This window comes from Pseudomonas sp. D1-36, from assembly GCF_051132205.1.
In the GTDB taxonomy this organism is placed as follows: Bacteria; Pseudomonadota; Gammaproteobacteria; order Pseudomonadales; family Pseudomonadaceae; genus Aquipseudomonas.
Window position 1 is genome coordinate 5,218,964 of record NZ_CP071674.1, and the last position, 15,711, is coordinate 5,234,674.

Genomic DNA, 15,711 nt, shown 5'->3' on the forward strand with positions numbered 1-15,711 from the left:
ACCTCCGGAATCCAAGGCCAAGCATGATCATCTGCGGCATCGAAATCAAAGGCAGCGAAGCGATCATCGCCGTTGCCTCGCTGGACCAGCAGGCGTTGAGCCACGTCGCGCTGAACACCAAGAAAATCGCCCTGGACGATGACGACGAAGCCGCCAACGTCAAAGCCTTCGCCGCGCAAGTGCGGGCTTTCGTGGCGGACAATGGCATCGACCGCATCGCCATCAAGAAGCGCAGCAAGAAAGGTGAGTTCGCGGGCGGCCCGACCACCTTCAAGATCGAAGGCGTTTTCCAATTGCTCGAAGGCTGCGAAGTGACACTGCTGTCGCCACAGACCATCAACGCACAGAGCAAAAAACATGACTTCGCCCTGCCGACGACGCTGAACAAGTATCAGCATGAGGCATACAAGGCGGCGTGCTCGGCGTTGATGAAGAAGTAGCCCTTTCCAAACACAGTAACCGTGGCGAGGGAGCTTGCTCCCGCTCGGCTGCGCAGCAGTCGTGAACCGGTTTACAGAGGTTACCTGTTGCACCGCGGTGTCTGGTTTTGGGGGCGGCCGGGCCAGCCTGTCAAACCACTTCCCGCTCATCCCCCTGCCGCCGCCGGTCTTCCCGCGGACACCGGGCAAACCGTGCCCTGTAGCTGCGGGTGAAATACGACGGCGATTCGAATCCACAGGCAATGCTGACTTCCAGCACACTCATGTCGGTCTGGCGCAGCAGTTGCCGGGCCTTTTCCAAGCGCAGGCGCAGGTAGAAATTACTCGGCGTGTCGTTCAGGTGCAGGCGGAACAGGCGTTCAAGCTGGCGGCGCGTGACGTTGATCGATTCGGCCAGCGCCAGGGTGCTCAGTGGCGGTTCGCTGTTGGCTTCCATTTCTCCAATCACATGCACCAGCTTCTTGTTGCGAATGCCGTAGCGGGTGGCGATTTCCATGCGCTGGTGATCTTTGCGTGGACGAATGCGACCGAGCACGAACTGCTCGCTGACCTGGATTGCGAGTTCCGGGCCGTGGGCCTGCGCGATCAGGTCGAGCATGAGGTCAATCGAGGCAGTGCCGCCGGCGCAAGTGATGCGGCGGCGGTCGATTTCGAAGAGCTCCTGGGTCACGGCGAGCTGGGAATAGGACTCCTTGAACGCCTCGATCGCCTCCCAGTGCAGGGTGACGCGATGGCCATCCAGCAATCCCGCTTCCGCGAGCACCACGCTGCCGGTGTCGATTCCGCCGAGGATGACACCGTCGTTATCCAGCCGGTGCAACCACCTCTCAAGCACCGGGCTGACGAACTTCAACGGCTCGAAGCCCGCCACGATCCAGAGCGTCGCGCCCTTCTTCAGCGGCTCCAGCGCAGCATCGGCGTTGACCGACATGCCATTGCTCGCCAGCACCGCTCCGCCATCGGCACTCAGGACATGCCAGCGGTAAAGCTCGCCACGAAACCGATTGGCGACCCGTAACGGCTCGATGGCCGAAATGAAACCGATGGCCGAGAAACCCGGCATCAACAAGAAATAGAAATCCTGGGACATGAAACGCTCTCGGTTGGCGGGCAGCGTGCGGACCTTGATACGCCAGTTGCAACAACCGTTCAAGAGTCGCTGTAGTGCAAGAGCACGTCGCCGCTGTGCGTTTTGCCCCGCCCGGGCCTGCGTAACGTGGCATCACCGGCGCACAGACACCGGGCCCCATAACAATAAGCTGCCGAGGAACCCGACAATGAAACGACTGATCAGCTGCTGCGTTATTGCACTCAGCACCACTTCTTTACTGAACCAGGCCGCCCTCGCAGCCGAACCCGCCGCCTGCCAGAATGTGCGCCTGGGCGTGGTCAACTGGACGGACGTCATTGCCACCAGCGCCCTGACCCAAGTGATGCTCGACGGCCTCGGCTACAAGACCAAGCAGACCAGCGCCTCCCAGCAGATCATTTTCGCCGGCATCCGCGATCAGCGCCTGGACATGTTCCTGGGCTACTGGAACCCGCTGATGACCCAGACCATCACCCCGTTCGTCGAAGCCAAGCAGGTCAAGGTGCTTGAGCAGCCCAGCCTGAAGGACGCCCGCGCCACCCTGGCCGTGCCGACTTACCTGGCCGACAAGGGTCTGAAGACGTTCGCCGACATCGCCAAATTCGAGAAGGAGCTGGGCGGCAAGATCTACGGCATCGAGCCCGGCTCCGGCGCCAACACCCAGATCAAGGCGATGATTGCCAAGAATCAGTTCGGCCTGGGCAAATTTCAACTGGTCGAGTCCAGCGAGGCCGGCATGCTCGCCGCCGTGGACCGCGCCGTGCGACGCAAGGAAGCCGTGGTGTTCTTCGGCTGGGCGCCGCACCCGATGAACGTCAACGTGCAAATGACCTACCTCACCGGCAGCGAAGACGCCCTCGGTCCGAACGAAGGCATGGCCACCGTGTGGACCGTCACCGCGCCGAACTACGCCGAGCAATGCCCGAACGTCAGCCGTCTGCTGAGCAACCTGACCTTCACCGCCGAAGACGAGAGCCGGATGATGCAGCCGCTGCTTGATCACAAGGATCCGCTCGAATCAGCCCGGCAATGGCTCAAGGACCATCCACAGGACAAACAGCGCTGGCTCGAAGGCGTGACCACCTTCGATGGCAAGCCGGCCGCCGACAACCTGAAACTCACCAGTAACTGACTGAACGTTATCCCTCTGCGCGATCTTCAAGGGCTGCGCAGTGACTCACCACGCCTGAAGGAATCCGCACCATGAACCACGACGTCATCATCACCTGCGCACTCACCGGTGCTGGCGACACGACCGCCAAGAGCCCTCACGTGCCGGTCACTCCGAAACAGATCGCCGCCGCTGCCGTCGAGGCCGCCAAGGCCGGCGCCACCGTTGTCCACTGCCACGTTCGCGATCCGCAAACCGGCAAGTTCAGCCGTGATGTGGCGCTGTATCGCGAAGTGATGGAGCGCATCCGTGAGGCGGACGTCGACATCATCGTCAACCTCACCGCTGGCATGGGCGGCGACCTGGAGATCGGTGCCGGCGAACGTCCGATGGAGTTCGGCCCCAACACTGACCTGGTGGGTCCACTGACCCGCCTGGCCCACGTTGAAGAGCTGCTGCCGGAAATCTGCACCCTGGATTGCGGCACCCTGAACTTCGGCGACGGCGACACCATTTACGTCTCCACTCCGGCGCAACTGCGGGCCGGCGCCAAGCGCATCACCGAGCTCGGCGTGAAGGCCGAGCTGGAGATCTTCGACACCGGCCACCTGTGGTTCGCCAAGCAACTGATCAAGGAAGGCCTGCTGGACAATCCGCTGTTCCAACTCTGCCTGGGCATTCCATGGGGCGCGCCGGCCGACACCACCACAATGAAAGCCATGGTCGACAACCTGCCCGCCGACGCGGTGTGGGCCGGCTTCGGCATCGGCCGCATGCAAATGCCAATGGCGGCCCAAGCCGTGCTGCTGGGTGGCAACGTACGGGTCGGGCTGGAAGACAACCTCTGGCTGGACAAAGGCGTGCTCGCCACCAATGGCCAACTGGTGGAGCGCGCCGGCGAAATCCTCAGCCGCCTCGGCGCACGGGTGCTTACGCCTGCCGAAGGTCGCAAGAAAATGGGCCTGGTCCAGCGCGGCTAAACCCGAGTCCACATCTTCCCCTTGTGGGAGCGAGCCTGCTCGCGATAGCGGTGCAAGAGCCTACACATTCGTCGACTGACACTCCGTCATCGCGAGCAGGCTCGCTCCCACATTTGGATCACCGCACTATTCAGGAAACCACCATGAGCTTTATCACCGACATCAAGACCTTCGCCGCCCTGGGCAGTGGCGTCATCGGCAGCGGCTGGGTCAGCCGCGCCCTGGCCCATGGCCTCGACGTGGTCGCCTGGGACCCGGCGCCCGGCGCCGAAGCCGCGTTGCGCAAGCGCGTCGCCAATGCTTGGGGCGCCCTGGAGAAACAAGGCCTGGCCCCTGGCGCTTCGCAGGATCGGCTGCGTTTTGTCGCGACCATCGAGGAATGCGTGCGCGACGCCGACTTCATCCAGGAAAGTGCCCCCGAGCGCCTGGAGCTCAAATTGCAGCTGCACAGCCAGATCAGCGCCGCCGCCAAGCCGAACGCATTGATCGGGTCGAGCACCTCCGGGCTGCTGCCGAGCGAATTCTATGAAAGCTCGACCCATCCGGAACGGTGCGTGGTCGGTCACCCGTTCAATCCGGTCTACCTGCTGCCCCTGGTGGAAGTGGTCGGCGGCAAAAACACCGCACCCGAGGCCGTGCAAGCGGCGATTCAAGTCTACGAATCCCTCGGCATGCGGCCGCTGCACGTGCGCAAGGAAGTGCCCGGTTTCATTGCCGACCGCTTGCTTGAAGCGCTCTGGCGCGAGGCGTTGCACCTGGTCAATGACGGCGTGGCAACCACCGGCGAAATCGACGATGCCATCCGTTTTGGCGCCGGCCTGCGCTGGTCATTCATGGGCACATTCCTGACCTACACCCTGGCCGGCGGCGACGCTGGGATGCGTCACTTCATGGCTCAGTTCGGCCCGGCGTTGCAACTGCCCTGGACCTACCTGCCGGCACCGGAACTGACCGAGAAACTGATCGACGATGTGGTGGACGGGACGAGCGAACAGTTGGGGCAGCACAGCATTTCAGCTTTGGAACGCTATCGTGATGATTGCCTGTTGGCGGTGCTGGAGGCGGTGAAGGCCACCAAGCAAAAGCACGGAATGATTTTTAGCGAATAACACCATTCCTGTGGCGAGGGAGCTTGCTCCCGCTCGGCCGCGCAGCGGTCGCAAAACCAGCGAATGCCATTTGGCTGATACACCGCGTACAACCGGTTTGGGGCTGCTTCACAGCCCAGCGGGAGCAAGCTCCCTCGCCACGATTGCATTGGAGTCCAACATGCCCACCCTCACTACCTACCAAACCCGCATCCTCCCAGAATGGGTCGACTACAACGGCCACCTGCGCGACGCCTTCTACTTGCTGATCTTCAGCTACGCCACCGATGCGTTGATGGACCGGCTCGGCCTTGACAGCCAGAGCCGCGAAGCCAGCGGCCATTCGCTGTTCACCCTCGAGCTGCACCTGAACTACCTGCACGAAGTGAAGCTCGGCGCCGATGTCGAGGTGCATACGCACATCATCGGCAACGATGCCAAACGCCTGCACCTCTACCACAGCCTGCACTTGGCGGGCGGCGACAAAGAGCTGGCCGGCAATGAGCAGATGCTACTGCACGTCGATCTGGCGGGGCCACGTTCGGCGCCGTTTAGCGAACAGACCCTGGGCCAACTCAAAGCCCTGCTCGACAGCCAGTCCGACCTGCCGGCGCCATCCTGCATCGGGCGTGTCATCGCCCTGCCACCCGCCCGATAAGCCTCCTATAGGAGACCGACATGCACACCGCCGCCGCAATTGCCGACTTCCGCAGCTACCCTCTGGTCCACGCCTTGACTGCCGCAATCCCCTTGGCCGACCGGGTTCACGTCACGTGGGCCGATGGTCGGATCAGTCCTTTTCATCACCAGTGGCTGCGGGACAACTGCCCTTGCCAGGCATGCGTCTACAGCGTGACCCGTGAGCAGGTCCTGGAGATTGTCGATGTGCCCGAAGATCTGGCGCCGGATGAAATCCGCGTTGATGGTGAAGGCCGCCTGCGCGTTGCCTGGCGGGACGGCCACCAAAGCCAATTCGACCCGGGCTGGCTGCGCGCTCACGCCTATGACGAAGTCTCCAGGGCCGAACGACTCGACGGCAGGCCGCAACGCCAGCTATGGCAGTGCGACTTGCAGCTGCCAGTGTTCGAATACCAGGCGCTGATGGAGGATGCCGACGCGCTGCTGCAATGGCTGCTGGCGGTACGCGACATCGGCCTGACCCAAGTGCGGGGCGTGCCCACCGAGCCCGGCTCGCTGAAACAGATTGCCCAACGCATTTCCTTCGTTCGCGAGAGCAATTTCGGCGTGCTCTTCAACGTGCAATCCAAGGCCGACGCCGACAGCAACGCCTACACCGCTTTTAACCTGCCGTTGCACAGCGACTTGCCGACGCGGGAATTGCAGCCGGGGTTGCAGTTCCTGCATTGCCTGGTGAACGAGGCCGTGGGTGGCGAGAGTATCTTCGTCGACGGTTTCGCCATTGCCCAGGCGCTGCGCCAGGAAGATCCCGATGCCTTCGAGGCGCTGTGCCAGATCCCGGTGGAATTTCGCAACAAGGACCGCCACAGCGACTACCGCTGCCTGGCGCCGATCATTGCGTTGGACGCCCTTGGGCAAGTCTCGGAGATCCGCATGGCGAACTTTCTGCGCGGCCCCTTTGATACCTCGGTGGAGCAGATGCCCAGGCTCTACCGCGCCTACCGCCGCTTCATCGCGCTGACCCGCGAGCCTCGCTTTCGCCTGGTGCAACGACTCGAACCCGGGCAGCTCTGGTGCTTCGACAACCGCCGCACGCTCCACGCGCGCAACGCCTTCGACCCTGCTACCGGGGCGCGGCATTTCCAAGGGTGTTATGTGGATCGGGATGAATTGCTGTCGCGCATTCTGGTGTTGCAACGTTAGACCGCGTCATCGTTCATCGCGAGCAAGCTCGCTGCCACAGGTGAAAGCATTTCCCTGTGGGAGCGAGCTTGCTCGCGATAGCGGCCTGCCAGACAACCGATTATTTGCGGATTCACACAGGCAAAAAAATCCCCGATCAAGCCGTGACAGGATCGGGGCAGGAGCGTTACTGGAGGAGCTGTGGCGCGAGGGTGACCAAACCATCGTGATGCAGCTTGGGGCCAGTGTGCCCAGTCCCGGACCCAGCGAGTTAGCCGAAAACGACGCGTTCATAGTCAATCATGACAGAACGACGATTTGCCCTTGCCGCCGATTCGGGTGGCTACCAGAATCCAGGCACGACCCCAATCCCTGAACAAGGAAAAGCGTCATGATGTACGCCGATTTGATCGACCAGGAAGACCTGCTGGGCCATCTGAAGGCCCTGGGGTTGCAGATACCCAGTGGCGCGACTGCCGAGCAGGCGTGCGAGTGCGCCGTACGAGGCCTGGACAGGGCTCGCGCCAATGAGCTGCGCAGGCTGGTCAAGGAAATGTACACCAGCAGCGCGACCATCCTGCCGGCGGTGCGCCAGGCAATCGATCAGCAACTGTTGCCGGCGTTGGCGCAGTACCAGCAGAACCATAACGCCTGATAAAACCCATCGCGAGCAAGCTCGCTCCCACAGGATTTGTGAACGACACAAAACCTGTGGGAGCGAGCCTGCTCGCGATGAACGCGCTGAAGTCTTAGAGCCTCACACTCGCAAACGTCGACTCATTGCGCGCCTGGCTCAGCGCCGACAGCGGGCCGGACAGCGGCGACAGCACCAACGCCTGCGGCAGCGGCATCATCGCCACTTGTTGCGTGGTGTTGGAGCCGACGCGCTCGTCCCGTGGCGGAATGCCGAAGTATTCGCGGTAGCACTTGGAGAAATGCGGCGTGGAGACGAAGCCGCACACCGAGGCCACTTCGATGATCGACATCGGCGTCTGCTTGAGCAGTTGCCGCGCACGAATCAGTCGCAGCTTGAGGTAATAGCGCGACGGCGAACAATGCAGGTATTTCTGGAACAGGCGCTCCAGCTGACGGCGGGACACAGCGACGTACACCGCCAACTCGTCCAGGTCGATCGGCTCCTCGAGATTGGCCTCCATCAGCGCGACGATTTCCTGCAACTTCGGCTGGTTGGTGCCAAGCATGTGCTTGAGCGGCACACGTTGGTGATCCTGCTCGTTGCGGATACGCTCGTAGACAAACATTTCCGAAATCGCCGCCGACAACTCGCGACCGTGATCACGGCTGATCAAGTGCAGCATCATGTCCAGCGGCGCGGTGCCGCCGGAGCTTGTGAAGCGGTTGCGGTCAAGCGTGAACAGGCGCGTGCTCATCGAAACCCGTGGGAAAGCTTCCTGCATCGCGGCCAGGCATTCCCAGTGCACGCTGCAATCGAAACCGTCCAGCAGGCCGGCGCACGCCAGGGCCCAACTGCCGGTGCAGACTGCGCCAAGACGACGGGATTGACGGGCCTGGCCTTGCAGCCATGAGACATGTTCGCGGGTTACGGTGCGCTGGATGCCGATGCCGCCGCACACGATGACGGTGTCCAGGGCCGGGGCTTTGTGCATGGAGGCGTCCGGGGTGATCTGCAAACCGTCACTGGCCCAGACCTGGCCGCCATCGACGGTCAGGGTGGTCCAGCGGTACAGCTCGCGCCCCGACAGCTGGTTGGCCATGCGTAGCGGTTCCACCGCGGACGCCAGGGAAATCAGCGTGAAATTGTCCAGCAGCAGAAAGCCGATGGATTGAGGCGCACGGTTCTGGGGTTGGGCCCCGGAGTTGGACGTCGTCATCGCGGTATCTCCTCACACAAAGCGGGTGATGGCCTCAGGCGGAGGCTCTTGTTATTGCCCTCATTCTCTTGCGTGAGAGGGGCTTTATCGGGACAGAGCAATTGCCATGCCTAAATTTGAATGCGCGTTCAATAACTCCTGAAAACGACATGCCGGCGTGTCTATATAAGGGCCCCGTCGAGGCCGGGTTCCAAGTGCCATCATGGGCTGCGGGCGAACGCCAGGGCGGGCTGTGAGCAGATCGGTAGCACTTGTGGTCACTGGCCCGCGCCGTTTGCGCGATGGTTGTCACCGCAAGCGCGGGGACGGACGGTAGGGCGGCGTACAAAGGCGTGACCGCCAAGTCACGCCTTATCTGTTTGCGACGCGCCAAAACGTGGCGTGTTTTTCCTGCGGTGTGCGTTTTACGAGCGATTTTTCAACACCCGTGGCGAGGGAGCCTGCTCCCTCGCCACGGGATTATCTTGCAGTGCTGAATCAGCATTCCACCGCGCTTACCGCCAGCCCGCCCCGTGAAGTCTCTTTATATTTGTCGTGCATGTCGGCGCCGGTATCGCGCATGGTGCGGATCACACGGTCCAGGGAGATGAAATGCTGACCATCACCCCGAAGGGCCATCTGCGCGGCATTGATTGCTTTCACCGCGGCGATGGCGTTGCGCTCGATACACGGCACCTGGACCAGGCCGCCCACCGGATCGCAGGTCAGGCCGAGGTTGTGCTCCAGGCCGATTTCCGCCGCGTTGCACAGTTGCTCCGGCGTGGCTCCGAGGATTTCCGCCAGGCCTGCCGCCGCCATGGCGCAGGCCGAGCCGACTTCACCCTGGCAGCCGACTTCGGCGCCCGAGATCGAGGCGTTCTTCTTGCACAGGATGCCCACCGCCGCCGCGCCGAGGAAATAATCCACGACGTTGGCGTCAGTAACGGCCTCGCTGAATTTCATGAAGTAATGCAGCACCGCCGGAATGATCCCCGCCGCGCCGTTGGTCGGCGCCGTGACCATGCGCCCGCCAGCGGCGTTTTCCTCGTTGACGGCCAAGGCGTACAAGTTGACCCACTCCATGGCGCTCAGGGTCGAGCCGATCACGTTCGGTTTGTTCAGCTCTTGCAGGCTGCGGTACAACTTGGCCGCGCGCCGACGGACATTCAAGCCACCGGGCAGAATGCCTTCGTGCTTGAGGCCCTGCTCGACGCAGTCCTGCATGGCCCGCCAGAGTCTCATCAGGCCGCTGCGAATCTCTTCTTCCGAACGCCAGACCTTCTCGTTGGCCATCATCAGCTCAGCCACTCGCAGGTTATGCGTGCGACACAGCCCGAGCAGTTCCTCGGCGCTGGAGAAATCGTAAGGCAACTCGGTGGTGTCCAGGTCCATCACGCCGCTGGACGCCTGGGCCTGGTCGACGACAAAGCCGCCACCGACCGAATAATAGGTGTCGCGGTGCAGGTCGCCGTTTTCACCCTCCGCCACCAGCGTCATCGCGTTGGGGTGGAACGGCAGGTTTTCGTCGAGCAGGCGCATATCGCGGGACCAGACGAAAGGCACCGGCAGGCGGCTATCGAGCAGCAGGGTCTGGGTCTCGCGCAGCAGCTCGATGCGCGTACCGATTTGCGACGGATCGATCAAGTCAGGCCATTCGCCCATCAAGCCCATGATCGTGGCGGTATCGCTGCCGTGACCGATGCCGGTGGCCGACAGCGAACCAAACAATTGCACCTCGACCCGCCGCACGTCATTTAAAAGCGACTTGGCCCGCAACGCTTCGACAAACAGCGCCGCTGCGCGCATGGGCCCCACGGTGTGGGAACTGGACGGGCCGATACCAATCTTGAACAGGTCGAACACGCTGATGGCCATTGCCTTGACTCTCCAGAACGGACACATCCGGGCGCGGGAGCGTCCGGTGGCGCAGCTGCTACGCTCAACGCCGGGATGGCCGCATCATCCGGCTTTTGAATGGGCTTTCGACGTCTGACACCGACGCAATCATGCCCACCAACGCCGCGTCTTTGTCGCCCAGGTTTTACGACGTTTTTTACGTATCAGAAGCCAGCCGAGGGCCGAAAAAATCTGTAAACGACGTCACCAACACTGGATGCGACCCTCCCTGTACTGGATACGACGCGCCCTGTAGGCGTCGGATTTGCACTGGTACATGATCGGTTACGGCTCGTTTGCAAGGCCGCGTGCCACGAAGAGTGCCCACGCGCCGCCAACCGCAACTTAAAAAAAGCAAAAAAGCGCGGTTGTCCCGACCGGACACTGCCGATAAAACACCAGGAGTCCACCCATGAAAGGTTCCACGCCGTTGTTGTTGGCCGCCATGCTGAGTCTTCCGATGCTGGCCAACGCTGCAGAACCCGCCCAATGCAGTACCGTCAACTTCTCCGATGTCGGCTGGACGGACATCACCGTGACCACCGCCACCACCAGCGTCGTGCTCGACGCCCTCGGCTACAAGACCAAGACCACGATGATCTCCGTGCCGGTGACCTACAAGTCCCTGGCCGATGGCAAGAACATGGACGTGTTCCTCGGCAACTGGATGCCGACCATGGAAAACGACATCAAGGCCTATCGTGAAGCGGGCACCGTGGAAACCGTGCGCGCCAACCTGGAAAACGCCAAGTACACCCTGGCGGTCCCCGAAGAGCTGTACAACAAAGGCCTCAAGGATTTTGCCGACATCGCCAAGTTCAAGAAGGAACTGGACGGCAAGATCTACGGCATCGAACCGGGCAACGACGGCAACCGCTTGATCCAGAGCATGATCGACAAGAACGCCTTCGGCCTCAAGGACGCCGGCTTCAAGGTGGTCGAATCCAGCGAAGCCGGCATGCTGTCGCAGGTCGATCGCGCCCAGCGCCGTAACACCGCCGTGGTGTTCCTGGGCTGGGAACCGCACCCGATGAACACCCGCTTCAAGATGAAATACCTCACCGGTGGCGATGAATTCTTCGGTCCGAACTTCGGCCAGGCAACCATCTACACCAACACGCGCAAGGGCTATGTCCAGGAATGCGGCAACGTCGGCCAACTGTTGAAAAACCTGGTCTTCACCCTCGACATGGAAAGCACGCTGATGGGCAACGTGCTGGACGACAAGATGAAGCCTGAAGCCGCCGCCAAGGCCTGGTTGAAGAAAAACCCACAAGTACTCGATACCTGGCTCGCCGGCGTCACCACCGTTGACGGTAAACCTGGCCTGGAGGCCGTGAAAGCCAAGCTCGCGCAGTAAAAAGCTTATGCCGGGCGAGTTCGCTCGCCCGGGCTGTTTATTCCTTGCATGCGGACGTTCACTACCATGCTTATTGATCAGAAAATACCCTTGGGCCAGTACATCGCGGGCTTTGTCGAATGGTTGACGCAAAACGGCGCCGACACCTTCGATGCAATCGCAATGTTTCTGGAAACGATGATTCACGGCGTGACGTTTGCGCTGACCTGGTTCAATCCCCTGGTGCTTATCGGCCTCATCGCGCTACTGGCGCACTTCATCCAGCGCAAATGGGGCCTGACCGTTTTTGTTATCGCGTCCTTCTTGTTGATCCTCAACCTGGGTTACTGGCAAGAGACCATGGAAACCCTCGCCCAGGTGCTGTTCGCGACCCTGGTCTGCGTGCTTATCGGTGTGCCGCTGGGCATTGTTGCCGCGCACAAGCCGATGTTCTACACCATGATGCGTCCGGTGCTCGATCTGATGCAGACCGTACCGACCTTCGTCTACCTCATTCCTACCCTGACCCTGTTCGGTCTGGGTGTGGTCCCGGGCCTGATCTCCACGGTGGTATTCGCGATCGCCGCGCCCATCCGCCTGACCTACCTGGGCATCCGCGACGTTCCGGACGAACTGATGGACGCCGGTAAAGCCTTCGGCTGCTCCCGGCGCCAGCTCCTGTCGCGCATCGAACTGCCTCACGCCATGCCGAGCATCGCCGCCGGAATCACCCAATGCATCATGTTGTCGCTGTCGATGGTGGTCATCGCGGCACTGGTCGGTGCCGACGGCCTGGGCAAACCCGTGGTCAACGCATTGAACACCGCTGATATCGCCCTGGGCTTCGAAGCCGGCCTGGCGATCGTATTGCTGGCGATCATGCTCGACCGAATCTGCAAACAACCCGACGCCAAAGTAGGGGGTGACGCATGAGCATAATCCGCTTCGAAGAGGTCGACGTGATCTTCTCCAAAGATCCACGCGAAGCCCTCAAATTGCTCGACAAGGGCATGACGCGCAACGAAATCCTGAAGAAGACCGGGCAGATCGTCGGCGTGGAAAAAGCCAGCCTCGACATCGAAAAAGGCGAGATCTGCGTGCTGATGGGCCTTTCCGGCTCCGGCAAATCCAGCTTGCTGCGTTGCATCAACGGTTTGAACACCGTGAGTCGCGGCAAATTGTTCGTCGAGCACGAAGGCCGGCAGATCGATATCGCCTCCTGCACTCCCGCCGAACTGAAGATGATGCGCACCAAGCGCATCGCCATGGTGTTCCAGAAGTTCGCCCTGATGCCTTGGCTGACGGTGCGCGAAAACATCAGCTTCGGCCTGGAAATGCAGGGCCGGCCGGAGAAGGAACGCAAGAAGCTGGTGGATGAAAAACTCGAGCTGGTGGGCCTGACGCAGTGGCGCAACAAGAAGCCCGACGAGCTGTCTGGCGGCATGCAGCAACGGGTCGGCCTGGCCCGGGCCCTGGCGATGGACGCCGACATCCTGTTGATGGACGAACCATTCTCTGCCCTCGACCCGCTGATCCGCCAAGGCCTGCAGGACGAACTGCTGGAACTGCAACGCAAGCTGAGCAAGACCATCGTGTTCGTCAGCCACGACCTGGACGAAGCCCTGAAGCTGGGCAGCCGTATCGCGATCATGAAAGACGGCCGCATCATCCAGTACAGCAAGCCGGAACAGATCGTGTTGAACCCGGCGGACGACTATGTGCGCACGTTCGTCGCCCATACCAATCCGCTCAATGTGCTCTGCGGCCGCAGCCTGATGCGCACCCTGGACAACTGCAAGCGCATCAACGGCTCGGTGTGCCTGGATCCGGGCGGCGACTCCTGGCTTGACCTGGCCGAAGGCAACACCATCAAGGGCGCCCGGCAGAACGGCGCCGCCTTGGACCTGCAGAACTGGGCGCCAGGGCAGTCCGTCGAAGGCTTGGGGCGTTTCCCGACCTTGGTCGACTCCAGCATCGGCATGCGCGACGCGTTGCAGATCCGCTACCAGACCGGCAACAAACTGGTGCTTCACGATAATCAGCAAGTCGTCGGCATCCTCGGCGACAGCGAGCTGTATCACGCCCTGCTCGGCAAGAACCTGGGCTAAAGCCAATGCACACAAAAACGCCGCGAGATGATCGCGGCGTTTTTGTGTGCGCAGAAACAAGAATTGGAATGCTGTTGTGGCGAGGGGATTTATCCCCTCGCCACAACAGTGTTCACAACTATCGAACGGGTCAGCTAAAGACCCGACCCAGCGCCGCCAACTCCGCCCGTTCCTGCTCAACCCGCACATCCTCGCGCATGGCCTTGTGCAGCCCGAACATGAAGCATACCAGCACCACCGAGAACGGCAGGCCAGCCAACACCACCATGGTTTGCATCGCCTCGAAGTTGCCCGCGAACAACAGGCCGATGGTCACCAGCGTGATCACCACCGACCAGAAGATCCGCAGCCAATGCGGCGCGTCTTCGTCAACGTTGCCGCCCTGGCACGAAAGGTTCGCCATCATCACCGCGCCGGAGTCAGCCGGGGTCAGGAACAGGACGAAACCAACGAAGATCGACACGCCGATCACGACCTTCGACGCCGGATAGTATTCGAGCAGCTGATAGATCGACATCGACGGCTGCGTCAACGCCGTCTTGCCCAGCTCGACCGCGCCGTGGTTCATCACCAGGTCCAGGGCCGAGTTACCGAAGATCGACAACCAGGCCAGGGTGAAGCCCAGGGGAATCAGCAACACGCCCGCCACCAACTCACGCACGGTGCGGCCACGGGAAATGCGCGCGATGAACATGCCGACAAAAGGCGCCCAGGAGATCCACCAGGCCCAGTAGAACAGGGTCCACAAGCCCATCCAACGGCCCGATTTCGCGGTGTCGTCGGCATAGACGTACAGGTCGAATGTCTTGAGCACCACGCCGTTGAGGTAGTCGCCGATGTTCTGCACGAAACCGTTGAGCAGGTGCAGGGTCGGACCGAACAGCAACACGAAAATCAGCAAGCCGCTGAACAACACGATGTTCAGGTTGGACAACCGGCGGATGCCGTTTTCCACGCCGGACACGGCGGCGATAGTCGCCACGGTGCTCATCACGATGATCACGATCAGCAAATTGGTGTTGCTGTGCTCGATGCCAAACAGGTTTTCCAAACCGGACGCGACTTGCAGCGAACCGATCCCCAGGTTGGTCACCAGCCCCAGCAACGTCACGAACATGCCGAAACCGTCCACCGCATGGCCGGCCGCGCCCTTGACCCAGCGCTCGCCCACCAATGGATACAGGGCCGAGCGCAGCGCCAGCGGCTGGTTGTGCCGATAGGCGAAATACGCCACGGCCAAGCCCACCAGGGCATAGATCGCCCAACCATGCAGGCCCCAGTGCAAGAACGTCAATTGCACGGCCTGGCGCGCGGCCATCTGGCTGCCGGCCACGCCTTCAGGGGGGTTGAAGAAATGGTCCAGCGGCTCGGATGCGCCGAAGTACAGCAATGAAATGCCGATGCCCGACGAAAACAGCATCCCGGCCCAGGCGCCGTAGCTGAAGTCCGGCGTATCGTCCTTGCCGCCCAGCTTGAGCTTGCCATAGGAGGAAAATGCCAGGCCGACCACAAACACCAGATAGGCAGCGATGACCACCATGTAGTACCAGCCGAAGCTGCGGGACAACCACGCCTGGGCAATGCCGAGCAGACGGCCGGCCTCCTGCGGGGCGATGATCAGAATGGCGGTCAGCAACAGAATCAGCGCGGTGGAGGTGTAGAACACCCAACCGTTGACCGTCACCTTCTGCGGCGGGGTCTTTATTAGCAAGGCAGAACTCATTGCACGGATGCTCCAGGCAGTGCGAGAGAAGGACAAGGCAACGCGATACCCGGCCAATCGGTGGGTTGGCAGCCGACCGGCGGGTGTTATAAAGACACCCGGAAAGCCCTTGCCCCGCGATTGCGCGGGTCTCTGGGCTCTTGATGTCTCGTTTCTGCGCCATTTACCCCGTAGGAAAACCGGTAAATCGCGACGAATTGTCGCAGAGCTTATTCTTTGTTGATTGAACGTTCAATCAAAACAAAATAGACTGGCCCTCATGACGGCGGACCTTACTCATCCG

14 protein-coding genes are annotated in these 15,711 nt (G+C 61.4%); 10 read left to right on the forward strand and 4 right to left on the reverse strand.

Annotated features, from left to right (window positions below; genetic code table 11):
- The first annotated feature begins 23 nt into the window (after window positions 1-23).
- Entirely contained in the window at window positions 24-440 is a 417-nt protein-coding gene (locus J3P76_RS23475; protein WP_420764951.1) for a DUF3010 family protein, read from the forward strand.
- A gap of 130 nt (window positions 441-570) precedes the next feature.
- Here the strand turns inward: J3P76_RS23475 and J3P76_RS23480 are convergent, their stop codons facing one another.
- Window positions 571-1,530 (reverse strand): GlxA family transcriptional regulator, encoded by a 960-nt coding sequence (locus tag J3P76_RS23480; protein ID WP_434701297.1) that lies wholly within the window; start codon window positions 1,528-1,530, stop codon window positions 571-573.
- A gap of 187 nt (window positions 1,531-1,717) precedes the next feature.
- On the opposite strand from J3P76_RS23480, the gene choX reads away from it, so the two are divergent.
- The 6 genes from choX (at window position 1,718) to J3P76_RS23510 (ending at window position 7,185) form a co-directional block, all read left to right on the forward strand.
- Window positions 1,718-2,662, forward strand: a complete 945-nt coding sequence (choX, locus tag J3P76_RS23485) for a choline ABC transporter substrate-binding protein (protein ID WP_420764953.1) — start codon at window positions 1,718-1,720, stop codon at window positions 2,660-2,662.
- 71 nt (window positions 2,663-2,733) lie between these two features.
- A complete protein-coding gene (locus tag J3P76_RS23490) occupies window positions 2,734-3,621 on the forward strand; it encodes a 3-keto-5-aminohexanoate cleavage protein (protein WP_045157164.1) in 888 nt (295 codons plus the stop codon).
- Window positions 3,622-3,764: 143 nt separating this feature from the next.
- A complete protein-coding gene (locus J3P76_RS23495; RefSeq protein WP_420764954.1) occupies window positions 3,765-4,730 on the forward strand; it encodes an L-carnitine dehydrogenase in 966 nt (321 codons plus the stop codon).
- 160 nt (window positions 4,731-4,890) lie between these two features.
- Window positions 4,891-5,367: a thioesterase family protein gene (locus tag J3P76_RS23500; RefSeq protein WP_434609112.1), complete on the forward strand. Its 477-nt coding sequence runs from the start codon at window positions 4,891-4,893 to the stop codon at window positions 5,365-5,367.
- Between the two features lie 20 nt (window positions 5,368-5,387).
- A complete protein-coding gene (locus J3P76_RS23505) occupies window positions 5,388-6,551 on the forward strand; it encodes a gamma-butyrobetaine dioxygenase (RefSeq protein ID WP_434649807.1) in 1,164 nt (387 codons plus the stop codon).
- A 370-nt stretch (window positions 6,552-6,921) separates the two neighbouring features.
- Window positions 6,922-7,185 carry a hypothetical protein gene (locus J3P76_RS23510; RefSeq protein ID WP_434561889.1) on the forward strand — a complete coding sequence of 88 codons (264 nt, stop codon included), beginning with the start codon at window positions 6,922-6,924 and terminating at the stop codon, window positions 7,183-7,185.
- Between the two features lie 94 nt (window positions 7,186-7,279).
- Here J3P76_RS23510 and J3P76_RS23515 read toward each other — a convergent pair whose 3' ends face one another.
- Window positions 7,280-8,383 (reverse strand): GlxA family transcriptional regulator, encoded by a 1,104-nt coding sequence (locus tag J3P76_RS23515; protein ID WP_013694424.1) that lies wholly within the window; start codon window positions 8,381-8,383, stop codon window positions 7,280-7,282.
- Window positions 8,384-8,860: 477 nt separating this feature from the next.
- Window positions 8,861-10,237 (reverse strand): L-serine ammonia-lyase, encoded by a 1,377-nt coding sequence (locus tag J3P76_RS23520; protein WP_434701298.1) that lies wholly within the window; start codon window positions 10,235-10,237, stop codon window positions 8,861-8,863.
- Window positions 10,238-10,670: 433 nt separating this feature from the next.
- Between J3P76_RS23520 and J3P76_RS23525 the strand changes: the two genes are divergently transcribed.
- From J3P76_RS23525 to choV, 3 genes are all read left to right on the forward strand, one after another.
- A complete protein-coding gene (locus J3P76_RS23525; protein WP_434701299.1) occupies window positions 10,671-11,618 on the forward strand; it encodes a choline ABC transporter substrate-binding protein in 948 nt (315 codons plus the stop codon).
- Window positions 11,619-11,684: 66 nt separating this feature from the next.
- Window positions 11,685-12,530 (forward strand): choline ABC transporter permease subunit, encoded by an 846-nt coding sequence (choW, locus tag J3P76_RS23530; RefSeq protein ID WP_420764960.1) that lies wholly within the window; start codon window positions 11,685-11,687, stop codon window positions 12,528-12,530.
- Complete coding sequence (choV, locus tag J3P76_RS23535; protein WP_420764961.1) at window positions 12,527-13,705, forward strand: choline ABC transporter ATP-binding protein; 1,179 nt, start codon at window positions 12,527-12,529, stop codon at window positions 13,703-13,705. Before choW ends, choV begins: the two co-directional genes overlap by 4 nt.
- A gap of 130 nt (window positions 13,706-13,835) precedes the next feature.
- Here choV and J3P76_RS23540 read toward each other — a convergent pair whose 3' ends face one another.
- Window positions 13,836-15,371 carry a BCCT family transporter gene (locus tag J3P76_RS23540; protein WP_434564071.1) on the reverse strand — a complete coding sequence of 512 codons (1,536 nt, stop codon included), beginning with the start codon at window positions 15,369-15,371 and terminating at the stop codon, window positions 13,836-13,838.
- Window positions 15,372-15,711: the final 340 nt, after the last annotated feature.